Annotated in this window: 14 protein-coding genes and 2 pseudogenes; 13 read left to right on the top strand and 3 right to left on the bottom strand. The window is 70.2% G+C overall.

The genetic code is table 11. From position 1 onward, the window contains the following. The first annotated feature begins 65 nt into the window (after positions 1–65). From rsmD to mutM, 7 genes and pseudogenes are all read left to right on the top strand, one after another. On the top strand, positions 66–653 hold the full coding sequence (rsmD, locus tag BM536_RS10130) for a 16S rRNA (guanine(966)-N(2))-methyltransferase RsmD (protein WP_073491180.1): 588 nt from the start codon (positions 66–68) through the stop codon (positions 651–653). Positions 654–679: 26 nt separating this feature from the next. After that, complete coding sequence (coaD, locus tag BM536_RS10125) at positions 680–1,159, top strand: pantetheine-phosphate adenylyltransferase (protein WP_211362855.1); 480 nt, start codon at positions 680–682, stop codon at positions 1,157–1,159. Between the two features lie 99 nt (positions 1,160–1,258). After that, a pseudogene (locus BM536_RS10120) lies at positions 1,259–2,358 on the top strand (ATP synthase F0 subunit B). A 214-nt stretch (positions 2,359–2,572) separates the two neighbouring features. Then, positions 2,573–3,226 carry a YceD family protein gene (locus BM536_RS10115; protein WP_073491178.1) on the top strand — a complete coding sequence of 218 codons (654 nt, stop codon included), beginning with the start codon at positions 2,573–2,575 and terminating at the stop codon, positions 3,224–3,226. Positions 3,227–3,228: 2 nt separating this feature from the next. Beyond that, positions 3,229–3,402 (top strand): 50S ribosomal protein L32, encoded by a 174-nt coding sequence (gene rpmF / locus BM536_RS10110; protein WP_073491177.1) that lies wholly within the window; start codon positions 3,229–3,231, stop codon positions 3,400–3,402. Positions 3,403–3,421: 19 nt separating this feature from the next. Next, complete coding sequence (gene rnc, locus BM536_RS10105) at positions 3,422–4,228, top strand: ribonuclease III (protein ID WP_073491176.1); 807 nt, start codon at positions 3,422–3,424, stop codon at positions 4,226–4,228. Between the two features lie 120 nt (positions 4,229–4,348). Next, positions 4,349–5,209 (top strand): bifunctional DNA-formamidopyrimidine glycosylase/DNA-(apurinic or apyrimidinic site) lyase, encoded by an 861-nt coding sequence (mutM, locus tag BM536_RS10100; RefSeq protein WP_073491175.1) that lies wholly within the window; start codon positions 4,349–4,351, stop codon positions 5,207–5,209. Here the strand turns inward: mutM and BM536_RS10095 are convergent. Then, entirely contained in the window at positions 5,182–5,583 is a 402-nt protein-coding gene (locus BM536_RS10095; protein WP_073491174.1) for a winged helix-turn-helix transcriptional regulator, read from the bottom strand. The genes mutM and BM536_RS10095 overlap by 28 nt on opposite strands. Before the next feature lie 134 nt (positions 5,584–5,717). On the opposite strand from BM536_RS10095, the gene BM536_RS10090 reads away from it, so the two are divergent. Beyond that, the gene (locus BM536_RS10090; RefSeq protein ID WP_073491173.1) at positions 5,718–6,296 is read left to right on the top strand and encodes a flavodoxin family protein; all 579 of its coding nucleotides are present in this window, start codon (positions 5,718–5,720) and stop codon (positions 6,294–6,296) included. 57 nt (positions 6,297–6,353) lie between these two features. On the opposite strand, the gene BM536_RS10085 is transcribed toward BM536_RS10090, so the two are convergent. After that, on the bottom strand, positions 6,354–6,626 hold the full coding sequence (locus tag BM536_RS10085; RefSeq protein WP_094102825.1) for a hypothetical protein: 273 nt from the start codon (positions 6,624–6,626) through the stop codon (positions 6,354–6,356). Positions 6,627–6,863: 237 nt separating this feature from the next. On the opposite strand from BM536_RS10085, the gene BM536_RS43955 reads away from it, so the two are divergent. Further along, complete coding sequence (locus BM536_RS43955; RefSeq protein ID WP_281258557.1) at positions 6,864–6,998, top strand: hypothetical protein; 135 nt, start codon at positions 6,864–6,866, stop codon at positions 6,996–6,998. A gap of 118 nt (positions 6,999–7,116) precedes the next feature. On the opposite strand, the gene BM536_RS10075 is transcribed toward BM536_RS43955, so the two are convergent. Continuing rightward, the gene (locus BM536_RS10075) at positions 7,117–8,280 is read right to left on the bottom strand and encodes a CAP domain-containing protein (RefSeq protein WP_094102823.1); all 1,164 of its coding nucleotides are present in this window, start codon (positions 8,278–8,280) and stop codon (positions 7,117–7,119) included. Between the two features lie 223 nt (positions 8,281–8,503). Here BM536_RS10075 and BM536_RS10070 point away from each other — a divergent pair, with 223 nt between their 5' ends. The 4 genes and pseudogenes from BM536_RS10070 (at position 8,504) to BM536_RS10055 (ending at position 14,864) form a co-directional block, all read left to right on the top strand. Beyond that, a complete protein-coding gene (locus BM536_RS10070; protein WP_073491171.1) occupies positions 8,504–8,785 on the top strand; it encodes an acylphosphatase in 282 nt (93 codons plus the stop codon). Positions 8,786–9,165: 380 nt separating this feature from the next. After that, positions 9,166–9,369 (top strand): hypothetical protein, encoded by a 204-nt coding sequence (locus tag BM536_RS10065; protein WP_073491170.1) that lies wholly within the window; start codon positions 9,166–9,168, stop codon positions 9,367–9,369. A 221-nt stretch (positions 9,370–9,590) separates the two neighbouring features. Next, on the top strand, positions 9,591–13,193 hold the full coding sequence (gene smc, locus BM536_RS10060) for a chromosome segregation protein SMC (protein ID WP_094102822.1): 3,603 nt from the start codon (positions 9,591–9,593) through the stop codon (positions 13,191–13,193). A gap of 253 nt (positions 13,194–13,446) precedes the next feature. Further along, a pseudogene (locus BM536_RS10055) lies at positions 13,447–14,864 on the top strand (sugar porter family MFS transporter). The last annotated feature ends 29 nt before the right edge of the window (positions 14,865–14,893 follow it).

The raw sequence follows: 14,893 nt of genomic DNA, 5'->3' as shown, positions 1-14,893 counted from the left end.
GCTATCGCCGGGTGTGCGCGACCAGCCACAATGAACACAAAGACGCCCACGACCAAGGACCGAAGATGACCCGCGTGATCGCCGGCAGAGCCGGCGGACGTCGCCTGGCCGTCCCGCCAGGGACCGGCACCCGCCCCACCTCGGACCGCGCACGCGAGGCCCTCTTCTCCACCTGGCAGTCCCTGCTGGGCGGCGCCCCCCTCGACGGCGAACGCGTCCTGGATCTGTACGCCGGCTCCGGCGCCGTGGGGCTGGAGGCCCTCTCCCGGGGCGCGAGCCACACCCTGCTCGTCGAGGCCGACGCGCGGGCGGCCCGCACGATCCGGGAGAACGTGAAGACCCTCGGCCTGCCCGGCGCCGAGGTCCGGGCCGGCAAGGCCCGGCAGATCATCCAGACCCCTCCGGCGGAGCCGTACCACCTCGTCTTCCTCGACCCCCCGTACGCCGTCACCGACGACGATCTTCGGGAGATCCTGCTCACACTCCGCTCGCAGGGGTGGCTCGCGGCGGAAGCCCTCGTCACCGTGGAGCGCAGCACCAGAGGCGGCATCTTCGACTGGCCGGACGGCTTCGAAGCGATCCGGTCCCGTCGTTACGGCGAGGGAACGTTTTGGTACGGTCGCGCCGCCTCTACGTGCGAAGACGCACGATGACCGGACCGGAGAGCGAGGGATCTCAAGTGCGCCGCGCCGTCTGTCCCGGGTCGTTCGACCCGATCACCAACGGACATCTCGACATCATTTCCCGCGCCTCCCGTCTGTACGACGAGGTCTACGTCGCGGTGATGATCAACAAGTCCAAGAAGGGCCTGTTCGAGATCGAGGAGCGGATCGACCTGATCCGCGAGGTGACCGCCGAGTACGGGAACGTCCGCGTCGAGGCCTTCCACGGCCTCCTCGTCGACTTCTGCAAACAGCGCGACATCCCGGCCATCGTCAAGGGCCTGCGAGCGGTCAGCGACTTCGACTACGAGCTGCAGATGGCCCAGATGAACAACGGCCTCTCCGGTGTCGAAACGCTGTTCGTCCCCACCAACCCCACCTACAGTTTCCTGTCGTCCTCCCTGGTCAAAGAGGTCGCGACCTGGGGCGGCGACGTGTCCCACCTGGTCCCGCCGCCGGTCCTCGAGGCACTCGCCGAACGGCTGCGCAAGGACTGAGGACCTGACGGCCCGTCACCCGGTGTCCGCCGGACACCTCATGGCCGTACAGTCGTTCCGTCCGTCTCCAACACAGCTGTAGAGAGTGGCGAGCAACCGGTGGACGTGCAGAAGAAGCTCGACGAGATCGTCACGGCGGTCTCCAGTGCCCGGTCGATGCCGATGTCGGCTTCGTGCGTGGTCAACCGCGCCGAACTGCTCGCCCTGCTCGAAGAGGTGCGCGCGGCCCTGCCCGACTCCCTCGCCCAGGCCCGGGAGCTGATCGGCGGCCGCGAGCAGATGGTCGAGCAGGCCCGCCAGGAGGCCGACCGGATCATCTCCACCGCGCACGCCGAGCGCGGCTCCCTGATCTCCGACACCGAGATCGCCCGTCGCGCCCAGGCAGAGGCCGACCGCATCCTGGCCGAGGCCCGCAAGGAGGCCGAGGACATCCGCGCCGAGGCCGACGACTACGTCGACTCCAAGCTCGCCAACTTCGAGGTCGTCCTCACCAAGACCCTGGGCTCCGTCGGCCGCGGCCGCGAGAAGCTCCTCGGTACCGGCCCCGGCGTCGACGAGCAGGGCTACGCGGACGAGGACGCCCCCGAGCGCAGTCACGACCCCGAGACCCTGCGCCGCGACGCCGACGCCTACGTCGACGTCAAGCTCGGCGCCTTCGAGGCGTCCTCGCCAAGACCCTGGACGCCGTCGGCCGCGGCCGGCAGAAGCTGCACGGCCGGATCGCCAGCGACGACCTCAGCGGCCTCGCCGACGACCACACGACCTTCCAGCACTCCTCCGACGCCGACTACCTCGCCGACCTGGTCACCCTCACCGAGCAGGAGACCCCGGCCGAGCAGCCGGCCCAGCGGTCGTACGAGCAGCCGCAGGAGGCGTACGCCGCCGGTCTCGACTTCGCCCGACCGGAAGGGACCCCCTTCCAGCAGCAGCCGGACCCGTACGGCGGCGGCTACCAGCAGGGCTACGGCCAGCAGCAGGATGCCTACGGCTACCAGCAGGCCGACCCGTACGCGTACCAGGGCTACGACACCCAGCAGGCGCCGTACGACCCGCAGCAGGCCGGGCAGCAGCAGCCCCAGGCGCCTCAGACGCCCCAGCAGGAGCAGCCGGGGTACTCCCTCGACGAGACCAGCCTGTTCGACACCGGCATGATCAGCGCCGAGCAGCTGCGCGCCTACGAACAGGGCCGCGGACTGTAGGAGCCGGCCCCGAGCCGTTGTCCTGGACGAGGTCCGGAACAGGGGTCGAGGCGGGGTCCGTGACGGGGCCCTTGGTGGGGTCCCCGGACCCGGATTGGGCTGTGGGCGAATGCTCCAGTATCCTGGCTCTTCGTTCGCGTGTAGGTCCGCGATCGCTGCTGCCCGCAACACCTGAGGGCGGCGGCCCCCACAGCACGGAAGATCGAAAGCAGGAATGGCCCTGAACGCCCGCCTCGACCACCGCAATCCTCTCGTGTTCGACACACACGAGCTGGGGCGGCGTCCTGGCGCGCTCCAGCGCCTGTCCCGTGAGATCGAAGCCCCCGCGGATCTCGGGATCCAAGGGGTCATCGGAGTGCCGGAAGGCGCCCCGGTGAAGCTGGAACTCCGACTCGAGTCGGTCATGGACGGCGTGCTTGTCACAGGCACCGCCCGTGCGCAGGCCGAGGGGGAGTGCGTAAGGTGTCTGGAGCCGGTCGAGCTGGAGCTCGAAGCGGACTTCCAGGAGATGTTTTCGTACCCTGACGCCGACGACCGGGGCCGCGTGAAGGCGGAACCGGCCGACGACGCCGAGGAAGACGAGGACAGGCTCTTTCTCGAGGACGGCTTGTTCGACCTCGAGCCGGTGCTGCGTGATGCGGTGGTGCTCGCACTGCCGATGCAGCCGGTGTGCCAGGACGACTGTCCCGGTCTGTGCTCCGAATGCGGAGTGCGGCTGGCGGACGCCCCGGACCACCACCACGACGCCGTCGACATCCGTTGGGCGGCACTGCAGGGACTCGCCGGTTCACCTGAAGACGGCGAGAAGGACGAGATGAGCGGCGAAGCGCCTCGATCAGCACGCGCCGCCGAGAAGCAGGAGAAGTAGCCGTGGCTGTTCCGAAGCGGAAGATGTCGCGCAGCAACACGCGCCACCGCCGGTCGCAGTGGAAGGCTGCGGTCCCCAACCTGGTCGCGTGCGAGCGCTGCCACGAGCCCAAGCTGCAGCACATCGCGTGCCCGTCTTGCGGCACCTATAACAAGCGCCAGGTCCTCGAGGTCTGAGCGGCTGGTGAGAGGCTTCATGTCTGACGCCAAGGCGGATTCAGTCGCCAAGAAAAAGGCGGAGAACACGGCCTCGTCCCACACGCTTCTGGAAGGGCGGCTCGGCTACCAGCTCGAGTCCGCCCTTCTGGTGCGTGCGCTGACCCACCGCTCCTACGCGTACGAGAACGGCGGTCTGCCGACGAACGAGCGGCTGGAGTTCCTCGGGGACTCCGTGCTCGGCCTCGTCGTCACGGACACGCTGTACCGCACCCACCCCGACCTGCCCGAAGGCCAACTGGCCAAGTTGCGGGCCGCGGTGGTCAACTCGCGTGCGCTGGCGGAGGTCGGTCGTGGCCTCGACCTGGGCTCCTTCATCCGGCTCGGCCGGGGTGAAGAGGGCACGGGCGGCCGGGACAAGGCGTCCATCCTCGCCGACACCCTTGAAGCGGTGATCGGTGCGGTCTATCTCGACCAGGGCCTCGACGCGGCCTCCGAACTGGTGCACCGCCTGTTCGACCCGCTGATCGAGAAGTCCTCGAACCTCGGTGCCGGTCTGGACTGGAAGACCAGTCTCCAGGAACTCACCGCGACCGAAGGGCTCGGCGTGCCCGAGTACCTGGTCACGGAGACCGGTCCCGATCACGAGAAGGTCTTCACTGCTGCCGCCCGCGTCGGAGGCGTCTCGTACGGCACCGGCACCGGCCGCAGCAAGAAGGAGGCGGAGCAGCAGGCCGCCGAGTCCGCGTGGAGGTCCATCCGGGCCGAGGCGGACGAGCGTGCCAAGGCGGCTCAGGCCGTGGTGGCCGCTGACGGCCCTGCTGCGCAGGAGTCCGCCTCCGCCTGACAACAGCACTGCCGGTACCGACAGCGGCATCGCCGGTACCGACGGCACTGACGTGCACCGAGCGCCCGCCCCGCAGCAGGGGCGGGCGCTCGGTCCGTACACGAGGAGTGACGGGTCCGTATGCCCGAGTTGCCCGAGGTCGAGGTCGTCCGGCGCGGTCTGGAGCGGTGGGTCGCCCATCGCACGGTCGCCGCGGCCGAGGTCCTGCACCCGCGTGCCGTACGCCGTCACCCGGCCGGCGCCGACGACTTCACGCACCGCCTCAAGGGACACCGGGTCGGTGTCCCGAGCCGCCGCGGCAAGTATCTGTGGCTGCCGCTGGAGGACACAGGGCAGGCGATCCTGGCGCACCTCGGCATGAGCGGTCAGCTCCTGGTGCAGCCGCAGGGGTCACCGGACGAGAAGCACCTGCGCATCCGGGTCCGTTTCGCCGACGAGCTGGCCACCGAGCTGCGCTTCGTCGACCAGCGCACCTTCGGTGGTCTGTCGCTGCACGACACCACCTCCGACGGGCTGCCCGACGTCATCGCGCACATCGCCCGCGACCCCCTCGACCCGCTGTTCGACGAGGAGGCCTTCCACCGGGCACTCCGCCGCAAGCGCACCACCATCAAGCGGGCCCTGCTCGACCAGTCGCTGATCAGCGGCGTCGGCAACATCTACGCCGACGAGGCGCTGTGGCGCTCCCGCCTCCACTACGACCGTCCCACGGCCGGCTTCACCCGCCCGCGCACCCTCGAACTGCTCGGCCACGTCCGGGACGTCATGCACGCGGCCCTCGCCGTCGGCGGCACCAGCTTCGACAGCCTGTACGTCAACGTCAACGGCGAGTCGGGCTACTTCGACCGGTCGCTGGACGCGTACGGGCGTGAGGGTTTGCCCTGCAAGCGCTGTGGCACGCCTATGCGCCGACGGCCCTGGATGAACCGGTCCAGCTACTTCTGCCCGAGGTGTCAGAGGCCGCCGCGCGTCCCGTCGTAACGCCCGCGGGACGCCAGGACCTCGTCCATCCGCCCTTCCACCAGGTGGATCAGGCTCAGGAGCCGCTCGGCGACCTCGTGGCCCAGGGGGGTCAGCTCGTAGTCCACGCGGGGCGGGTTGGTCGACTGCGCCTCGCGGTGCACCAGACCGTCGCGCTCCAGCGCGTGCAGTGTCTGGGACAGCATCTTCTCGCTGACGCCGTCGACGCGTCGGCGCAGCTCGTTGAAGCGCAGCGAGCCCTCGTGCAGGGCTCCCAGGGTGAGAGCGCCCCAGCGTCCCGTGACGTGCTCCAGCGTGCCGCGCGAGGGGCAGGCCTTGGCGAACACGTTGTACGGCAGGTCCTGCTCCGCGGTGCGCTCCTGAATGCCGGTCATGCCACAAGCGTACGCGAACGCAGCGCTAACTGACAGGTTGCACTAACTGAAAGTTAGTGCTTTCCTTTCGTCATCGGTGCTGAGCAGGCGACCCGCTCCGCCGACTCCCTTTCCCTGTCCCGAGGAGTACGCACGTGACCTCCCCCGTTGTCTCCATCGCCTACCACTCCGGCTACGGCCACACCGCCGTCCTCGCGGAGGCCGTCCGCTCCGGTGCCGTCCAGGCCGGTGCCGAAGCGCACCTGATCAAGGTCGACGAGATCACCGAGGTGCAGTGGGCGGTGCTCGACCGCTCGGACGCGATCGTGTTCGGCTCGCCCACCTACATGGGCACCGCGTCGGCCGCCTTCCACGCCTTCGCCGAGGCGACCTCCGCCCGCTGGGCCACCCAGGACTGGAAGGACAAGCTGGCCGCAGGCTTCACCAACTCCGGTTCCAAGAGCGGCGACAAGCTCCACACCCTCCAGTACTTCCAGATCCTCGCCGCGCAGCTCGGCATGCACTGGGTCAACCTGGGCCTGCTCCCCGGCTGGAACAGCAGCACGGGCTCCGACACCGATCTCAACCGCCTCGGCGTCTTCCTCGGAGCGGCCGCCCAGACCAATGTCGACGAGGGCCCCGACGCCGTCCACAAGGCGGACCTCGCCACGGCGGAACACCTGGGCCGCAGGGTCACGGAGACGGCGGCGGCCTTCGGCGCCGGGCGACACTAGTGTCGCGGCGGGCGACGTTCGCCGCTCCTCAACGGGCAAACGTTGCCCGCCACGACACTAGGACCGCCGGTGGGCTTCCCACGCGCCGTCGCACCACCGGTGTTCGACGAAGCCCTCCAGGCCGTAGGTGACGAACGGTTCGCCGCCGTCCTTGACGGGGATGAGCAGGCGCTTCCCGTCCACGAGGACCGGTAGTTCCAGATGCCATGTGCAGCGCCCGGAGGTCGCCTCGACGTAGATGAGGAACTGCTCGGTCTCGCCCGGTGACAGGGTGAGACTGAGGGGCGGGAGTGGAGAACCGTCCTCCTCCACCCACATGGTCGTCCCCATGCCGAGATCGACCTGGAGCCTGCGGGGGGTGACGGCGGCGCACCGACCGGACAGCAGGCGACGACGCCCGGCGGTGGTTGTGGGAGGGGCGACACCTCATGGCGGAGTTTGGGGCTGTCGATCACGACGGACGCGGTTTCGCGGGCCGTGACGGTGACCTTCAGGACCGTCCGGGAGGCGTCGGCCCCGCCTCGTCGCAGGGCCCATGCACGCCAGTCGGTCGGATGCTCGGGCGTCGTGCCGGTGGGACGTTCGGGCAACCACACGAAGGCGGGCACCCAGTTCGGGAAGCCGGCCCAGACGAGCGACGGGTCCGTCTCCACGTGGACGCTGACCGGCCTGATCCGGTGGACGCGCCGGGAGACGGCCTGAAGCCTGCCCATCACCGGTTGGAACACGGCCGCCACGGTCAGCGCGATCAGACCGCCGACGGCCCCTGTGAGCAGGTCGTTCATCCATCCCCCCGAAGAGACGTCGAACGACGATGGTGTCAGTACCCGAAGTTCTGCGTCCACCAGGGACCGCCGGAGCCGAGGTGCACACCGACGCCCAGGGTCTTGAAGTCGCAGTTCAGTATGTTGGCGCGGTGGCCGGGGCTGTTCATCCAGGCCTCCATCACGGCTGCCGCGTCGGCCTGGCCGCGGGCTATGTTCTCGCCGCCGAGGTCGGATATGCCGGCCTTCTCGGCGCGGTCCCACGGGGTGGCGCCGTCCGGGTCGGTGTGGTCGAAGAAGCCCCGCGCCGCCATGTCCTCGCTGAAGTCCTGCGCGAGGTCGGCCAGTGAACTGTTCGCGGAGACGGCACTGCACCCGACCTTGGCGCGTTCCTCGTTGACGAGTTTCAGCACCTCGGCCGCGGCCTGGACCTCCGCCGAGACCGTCACCGGCGTCCTGGCCTTCTCCGGGGCCTTCGTCGGCGCCTTGGACGGGGTCTCCTTCGGCTCCTTCGTCGGCGTGGCCTTCGGCTCCTCGGTGGTCGCCGACGCGCTCGGCGACGCCGTCGAGGCCGACGGGGAGGGCGTGGCAGGGGTCGAGGCCGGGGCGGAGGCAGAGGGCGACGTGGAACGGCCGGCGTCGCGGCTGGTCGGCGTACCGTCGCGGTCGGTCTCGGCGGAGCCGGAGGTGCCGCCCTGCTCGGAGGCCGAGTTGGTGGGCGAGTCGCCGGCCTGTACCCGGTCGCCCGCGCCGCCGCCCCCGCCCAGCCGGTAGCTGTCGAGGCCGGGCACCACGCCCGTGGCCACCGCGACCGTGCCGAGGGCGACCGCCGCGGACATCCCGAGCAGACCCGTCTTGACCGGCGTAGCGGCCTTGCGCTTGCGACGACGGCCCGGACCGCCCCGGCCCCCGGCACCGCGCGGCGAAGCGCCGGCCGGCGTGAAGCCGTCGGACCCGAAGCCGTTCGACGCGAACTCGTCCGGCGCGAAGGCCGCGGTGTCCTCGGCGGTTCGCGCGCGCCGGTCGTCCGGGGCGAACAGGTACTCCTGGCTCCGGGCGACCGTGTCGGCGTACGCCTCCGGGTTCAGGTAGGGCGCGATGCCCATGGTGGGGTGGTCGCCGCCGTACCCGTCCCGCCGGGAGCGGCCTTCCGGGTACGAGCCGTCGGTGTGGCCGGCCGCCGTGGCGCGGCCGGCGGCGGAGCGTCGGTGGCGTCCCATGTTCTGGCCTTCCTCGTCCAACTGGTCCGGGCGGAGTCCCCGTCGACTGGTGTGTGCGGGGCCCCCGTGGTCGACCGGCGCCGGCGCGGCGCATGACTCCTCATGGTCAACCTGACTCACTCGATCGAGTGAGTTTCATATGAGATTCACTGGGTCGGGACGGTACCGCATGCCGCTCGGGGAGGAAGTGTCCCGAGTGACATTGCCTGGTTAGGTTGCACCCATGAGCGAGGATGTAAGGCTGGTCGCCTGGGTCCGCGGACGCGTGCAGGGCGTGGGTTTCCGCTGGTTCACGCGGGCGAAGGCGCTGGAGATCGGCGGGCTGAGTGGTTTTGCTCTCAATCTGGCCGACGGCCGGGTCCAGGTGGTCGCCGAGGGCCCCCGAAAAGGCTGCGAGGGCCTGCTGGAGTGGCTCCAGAGTGACGACACGCCCGGCCGCGTGGACGGAGTCACAGAGATATGGGACACACCCCGCGGCGGCTACGACGGCTTCGCGATCCGCTGACGATCGCGCGCGGAGCCGCTCCGCGGAAGCGCGGGGGCCTGCCGTCGGCACTCGCCTCCAGCAGAAAAGTGGCAGGTGGTCGCCGAGAATCGCTTGCATCGGCAGACTCCGCACGCAAGGATGATCGGCACGTCCCGAGGGTCCCGGAGGAGTCGCAGCGCCGCCTTTCCAGGCCGCGCGCACCAGGGTTGCCCGCCAATACGGGGCGTGATCGTGTTGACCGTCAAACTTTTTGGTGAGACGCTAAAAGCACCCCGCGCACCTAGCTGTTTGGCATGGATGAACGGCAAGAAGTACAAGATCCAGTCAACACCGCGGGTGCGAATCCCTCACGACCCACACCGCTTCGGTCGGTCACTCAGTGTGGAGGACCATCCATCATGGCAAAGGCGCTTCTCGGTTACGTCGGCGGCTCCGACCCGCGACTCCTCGCCGAGATGCGACGGCTCCAGCAGCGCGTCCAGGACCTGGAAAACGAGCTCGGACGAATCCAGGCCGAGAACGACGCTCTCACGGCCGCCGCTTCTCACGACAGGTTCATGGAGAGCATCGACGCACACCAGGCGGAGCCTGCGCTCACCTGATCGCTGCACTGCTCCACAACAGCACACGCAGTGGTCGGGCGGCTCACCAAACCGCGTCGGACCGCTAAGTCTGCAGAGTTTGCAAGGGACGCTTCGGCGTCCCTTCTTTCTTTCCCCCGTGCATCCTTTCACTGCCTTAACGTCTGGTCTGCCCTGCGCGTTCGGGGGTGAAACCGCTGGTTCATGGAGTGAGACATCCCCGGGCGGTAAAGTCCAGCGGCGTGCACCTCAAGGCCCTGACCCTCCGAGGGTTCAAGTCGTTCGCTTCCGCGACCACACTCCGGTTCGAACCGGGCATCACGTGTGTCGTCGGGCCCAACGGCTCGGGCAAGTCCAACGTCGTGGACGCCCTCAGCTGGGTCATGGGCGAGCAGGGCGCCAAGTCGCTGCGCGGCGGCAAGATGGAGGACGTCATCTTCGCCGGCACCACCGGCCGTCCCCCGCTGGGCCGCGCCGAGGTGTCCCTCACCATCGACAACTCCGACGGGGCCCTGCCCATCGAGTACGCCGAGGTCACCATCACGCGGATCATGTTCCGCAACGGCGGCAGCGAGTACCAGATCAACGGTGACACCTGCCGGCTCCTCGACATCCAGGACCTGCTGTCCGACTCGGGCATCGGCCGCGAGATGCACGTCATCGTCGGACAGGGCCAGCTCGACTCCGTGCTGCACGCCGACCCCATGGGCCGCCGCGCGTTCATCGAGGAGGCCGCGGGTGTCCTCAAGCACCGCAAGCGCAAGGAGAAGGCGCTCAGGAAGCTCGACGCGATGCAGGCCAATCTCGCGCGCGTGCAGGACCTGACCGACGAACTGCGCAGACAGCTGAAGCCGCTGGGCCGGCAGGCCGCCGTCGCCCGCCGCGCCGCCGTCATCCAGGCCGACCTGCGCGACGCCCGCCTGCGCCTCCTCGCCGACGACCTCGTACGGCTGCGCGAGGCGCTCACCTCGGAGATCGCCGACGAGGCCGCCCTCAAGGAACGCAAGGAGGCCGCCGAGCAGGAGCTGCGCAAGGCACTCCAGCGCGAGGCCCTGCTGGAGGACGAGGTCCGCCGGCTCGCGCCCCGGCTTCAGCGGGCCCAGCAGACCTGGTACGAGCTGTCCCAGCTCGCCGAACGCGTTCGCGGCACGGTCTCGCTGGCGGACGCCCGCGTGAAGAGTGCCACCTCCGCGCCTCCCGAGGAACGGCGCGGCCGTGACCCCGAGGACCTGGAGCGCGAGGCCGCCCGCGTCCGTGAGCAGGAGGCGGAACTGGAGGCCGCCCTCGAAGCGGCCCAGCACGCCCTCGACGACACCGTCTCCCACCGCGCCGACCTGGAGCGGGAGCTGGCCGTCGAGGAGCGCAGGCTGAAGGACGTCGCCCGCGCGATCGCCGACCGGCGCGAGGGTCTCGCCCGGCTGCACGGCCAGGTCAACGCGGCCCGCTCGCGCGCCGCCTCCGCCCAGGCCGAGATCGACCGGCTGGCCGCCGCCCGCGACGAGGCGCGGGAACGGGCGGTCACGGCGCAGGAGGAGTACGAGGCCCTGAAGGCGGAGGTCGACGGGCTCGACGCCGGCGATCAGGAACTCGGCGAGCGGCACGACGAGGCCAGGCGGCGGCTCGCCGAGGCGGAGACCGCCCTGACCGCCGCCCGCGAGGCGGTCACCACGGCCGAACGCACCCGCGCCGCCACCCAGGCCCGCCACGAGGCCCTCGCCATGGGCCTGCGCCGCAAGGACGGCACGGGCGCGCTCCTCGACGCGAAGGACCGTCTCACCGGCCTGCTCGGCCCGGCCGCGGAACTCCTCACCGTCACCCCCGGCCACGAGATCCCGCTCGCCGCGGCCTTCGGCGCCGCCGCCGACGCCCTCGCCGTCACCACCCCGTCCGCCGCCGCCGAGGCCATCCGCCTCCTGCGCAAACAGGACGCGGGCCGGGCGGCGCTCCTGCTGGCCGGAGCGCCGGAGGAGCCCGCCGACAGGGCCCCGGCCCCGGCGGGAGCCACGGGCGACGAGGCCGTGAACGACGCGCTCGGAGCCGTAGGGGCGAGATTCGCCGCCGATCTGGTGCGTGCGCCTTCCGAGCTGGTGCCCGCCGTGCGGCGGCTGCTGCGGGACGTCGTCGTCGTCGGGACTCTGGAGGACGCCGAGGATCTGGTCTACGCGCGGCCCGAGCTGACCGCCGTCACCGCTGAGGGCGATCTGCTCGGGGCGCACTTCGCGCAGGGCGGGTCCGCCGGGGCGCCCAGCCTGCTGGAGGTGCAGGCCTCCGTCGACCAGGCCGCCGCCGAGCTGGAGGAGCTGGCGGTGCGGTGCGAGGAGCTGACCGAGGCGCAGCGTATGGCGGGGGAGCGGCGCCGGGAGTGCGCCGCGTCTGTCGAGGAGCTGGGGGAGCGGCGGCGGGCCGCCGACCGGGAGAAGTCGGCCGTCGCCCAGCAACTCGGGCGGCTCGCCGGGCAGGCGCGCGGTGCGGCCGGGGAGGCCGAGCGGTCCGCCGCCGCGGCCGCCCGTGCGCAGGAGGCGCTCGACAGGGCCGTGGAGGAGGCCGAGGAACTGGCCGAGCGGTTGGCCGTCGTCGAGGAGATGCCGGTGGAGGAGGAGCCCGACACCTCCGTGCGGGACCGGCTCGCCGCCGACGGGGCGAACGCGCGGCAGACCGAGATGGAGGCGCGGCTCCAGGTCCGTACGCACGAGGAGCGGGTCAAGGGGCTCGCCGGTCGGGCCGACGGGCTGGACCGGGCCGCGCGGGCGGAACGGGAGGCACGCGCGCGTGCCGAGCAGCGCCGGGCGCGGCTGCGGCACGAGGCCGCCGTCGCGGAGGCCGTCGCCGCCGGTGCGCGGCAGTTGCTCGCGCATGTAGAGGTGTCGCTAGGCCGGGCCGAGCGGGAGCGGGTCGCCGCCGATGCCGCCAAGGCGCTGCGGGAGCAGGAGCTGGCCGCCGCCCGGACCGCGGGACGCGACCTCAAGGCGGAACTCGACAAGCTGACGGACTCGGTCCACCGGGGTGAGGTGCTCGGCGCCGAGAAGCGGCTGCGGATCGAGCAGTTGGAGACGAAGGCGCTGGAGGAACTGGGCGTCGAACCGGCGGGGCTGGTGTCCGAGTACGGTCCGCGTCAGCCGGTGCCGCCGTCGCCCGCCGCCGAGGGCGAGGAGCTGCCGGAGGATCCCGAGGACCCGCGCAACCAGCCCCGGCCGTTCGTGCGGGCGGAGCAGGAGAAGCGGCTGCGGGCGGCGGAGCGGGCGTACCAGCAGCTCGGCAAGGTGAATCCGCTCGCGCTGGAGGAGTTCGCCGCGCTGGAGGAGCGCCACCAGTTCCTCAGCGAGCAGTTGGAGGATCTGAAGAAGACGCGGGCCGACCTGCTTCAGGTGGTGAGGGAGGTCGACGAGCGCGTCGAGCAGGTCTTCACCGAGGCGTTCCGCGACACCGCCCGTGAGTTCGAGGGCGTGTTCAGCCGACTGTTCCCGGGCGGCGAGGGGCGGCTGATCCTGACCGATCCCGACCACATGCTCACCACGGGCGTGGACGTCGAGGCCCGGCCGCCCGGCAAGAAGGTCAAGCGGCTCAGTCTGCTCTCGGGCGGCGAGCGCTCGCTGACCGCCGTTGCGATGCTCGTGTCGATCTTCAAGGCCCGGCCGAGCCCGTTCTACGTCATGGACGAGGTCGAGGCGGCCCTCGACGACACGAACCTCCAGCGGCTGATCAGGATCATGCAGGAGCTGCAGGAGTCCTCGCAGCTGATCGTGATCACGCACCAGAAGCGCACGATGGAGGTCGCCGACGCGCTCTACGGCGTCTCGATGCAGGGCGACGGTGTGTCGAAGGTCATCTCGCAGCGCCTTCGGTGAATCCCCGTGCGCCCTACATCTAGTGTGACCAGCATCTTTTCAGTCCTTCAAGAAGTGAACACGTTCTCCTCATGACTGCGCGAAAAGTTCACAGCTGTTGAACTATTGACTTCGAAACTTGAAGGCATAGTCTCTGCAACGTTGCTTTTACCTTCAGGTGTGAGCGGCGTTGATCAGTGCGCCACTTGAACCCTCACCTGACAGGGCCTCCGCCCCCACCCCCGGCAGCGCGCGGGGGGCCCGAGGAGAACACGTGACCAGCACAGCGCAGGCACCTCAGTCAGGAGCCAGGACGGCTCATCCCGATCATCTCGGGCACGTCATCTTCATCGCGCCGCGGCCGCGATGGGCGGTTTCCTCTTCGGCTACGACAGTTCCGTGATCAACGGCGCCGTCGAAGCCATCCGAGGCCGCTACGACGTCGGCTCGGCGGCCCTGGCCCAGGTCATCGCCATCGCCCTGATCGGCTGCGCCGTCGGTGCCGCGACCGCCGGCCGCATGGCCGACCGCATCGGCCGTATCCGGTGCATGCAGATCTCCGCCGTGCTGTTCACGGTCAGCGCCGTCGGCTCGGCGCTGCCCTTCGCGCTGTGGGACCTCGCCTTCTGGCGGGTCGTCGGCGGCTTCGCCATCGGCATGGCCTCGGTCATCGGCCCGGCCTACATCGCCGAGGTCGCCCCGCCCGCCTACCGCGGCCGTCTCGGCTCCTTCCAGCAGGCGGCCATCGTCATCGGCATCGCCGTGTCGCAGCTGGTCAACTGGGGTCTGCTCAACGCCGCCGGCGGCGACCAGCGCGGCGAGATCATGGGCGTCGAGGCCTGGCAGGTCATGCTCGGCGTCATGGTCGTCCCGGCCGTCCTCTACGGCCTGCTCTCCTTCGCGATCCCCGAGTCCCCGCGCTTCCTGATCTCCGTCGGCAAGCACGAGCGCGCCCGCGAGATCCTCATGGAGGTCGAGGGCAAGGACGTCGACTTCGACGCCCGCATCGCCGAGATCGAGCACGCCATGAAGAGCGAGCACAAGTCCAGCTTCAAGGACCTGCTCGGCGGCTCCTTCTTCTTCAAGCCGATCGTCTGGATAGGCATCGGCCTGTCGGTCTTCCAGCAGTTCGTCGGCATCAACGTCGCGTTCTACTACTCCTCGACGCTGTGGCAGTCGGTCGGCGTCGACCCGACGGACTCGTTCTTCTACTCCTTCACGACGTCGATCATCAACATCGTCGGCACCGTGATCGCCATGATCTTCGTCGACCGCGTGGGCCGCAGGCCGCTCGCCCTCATCGGCTCCGTCGGCATGGTGATCGGCCTCGCACTGGAGGCCTGGGCGTTCTCCTTCGACCTGGTCGACGGCAAGCTGCCCGCCACCCAGGGCTGGGTCGCCCTGATCGCCGCCCACGTCTTCGTCCTCTTCTTCGCCCTGTCCTGGGGTGTGGTCGTCTGGGTCTTCCTCGGCGAGATGTTCCCGAACAAGATCCGCGCCGCCGCCCTGGGCGTGGCCGCCTCCGCGCAGTGGATCGCCAACTGGGCCATCACCGCGAGCTTCCCGTCGCTGGCCGACTGGAACCTCTCCCTGACCTACGTGATCTACACGGTCTTCGCCGCGCTCTCCATCCCGTTCGTCCTCAAGTACGTCAAGGAGACGAAGGGCAAGACGCTGGAGGAGATGGGCTGAGCCTCGTACCGAGGCCCCTGAACTCGAGG

The sequence above is a fragment of the Streptomyces phaeoluteigriseus genome, assembly GCF_001896135.2.
Classification (GTDB): Bacteria; Actinomycetota; Actinomycetes; order Streptomycetales; family Streptomycetaceae; genus Streptomyces; species Streptomyces phaeoluteigriseus.
Note: the sequence above shows the minus strand (reverse complement) of the source record. Positions and strands in the feature narration are given on the sequence as shown.

Excerpts from the sequence above, each read along its gene's own strand:
- rsmD (WP_073491180.1), top strand. The coding sequence starts at position 66 with ATGACCCGCGTGATCGCCGGCAGAGCCGGCGGACGTCGCCTGGCCGTC.
- BM536_RS10115 (WP_073491178.1), top strand. The coding sequence starts at position 2,573 with ATGGCCCTGAACGCCCGCCTCGACCACCGCAATCCTCTCGTGTTCGAC.
- rnc (WP_073491176.1), top strand. The coding sequence starts at position 3,422 with ATGTCTGACGCCAAGGCGGATTCAGTCGCCAAGAAAAAGGCGGAGAAC.
- mutM (WP_073491175.1), top strand. The coding sequence starts at position 4,349 with ATGCCCGAGTTGCCCGAGGTCGAGGTCGTCCGGCGCGGTCTGGAGCGG.
- BM536_RS10095 (WP_073491174.1), bottom strand. The coding sequence starts at position 5,583 with ATGACCGGCATTCAGGAGCGCACCGCGGAGCAGGACCTGCCGTACAAC.
- BM536_RS10085 (WP_094102825.1), bottom strand. The coding sequence starts at position 6,626 with ATGGGGACGACCATGTGGGTGGAGGAGGACGGTTCTCCACTCCCGCCC.
- BM536_RS10075 (WP_094102823.1), bottom strand. The coding sequence starts at position 8,280 with ATGGGACGCCACCGACGCTCCGCCGCCGGCCGCGCCACGGCGGCCGGC.
- BM536_RS10070 (WP_073491171.1), top strand. The coding sequence starts at position 8,504 with ATGAGCGAGGATGTAAGGCTGGTCGCCTGGGTCCGCGGACGCGTGCAG.
- BM536_RS10065 (WP_073491170.1), top strand. The coding sequence starts at position 9,166 with ATGGCAAAGGCGCTTCTCGGTTACGTCGGCGGCTCCGACCCGCGACTC.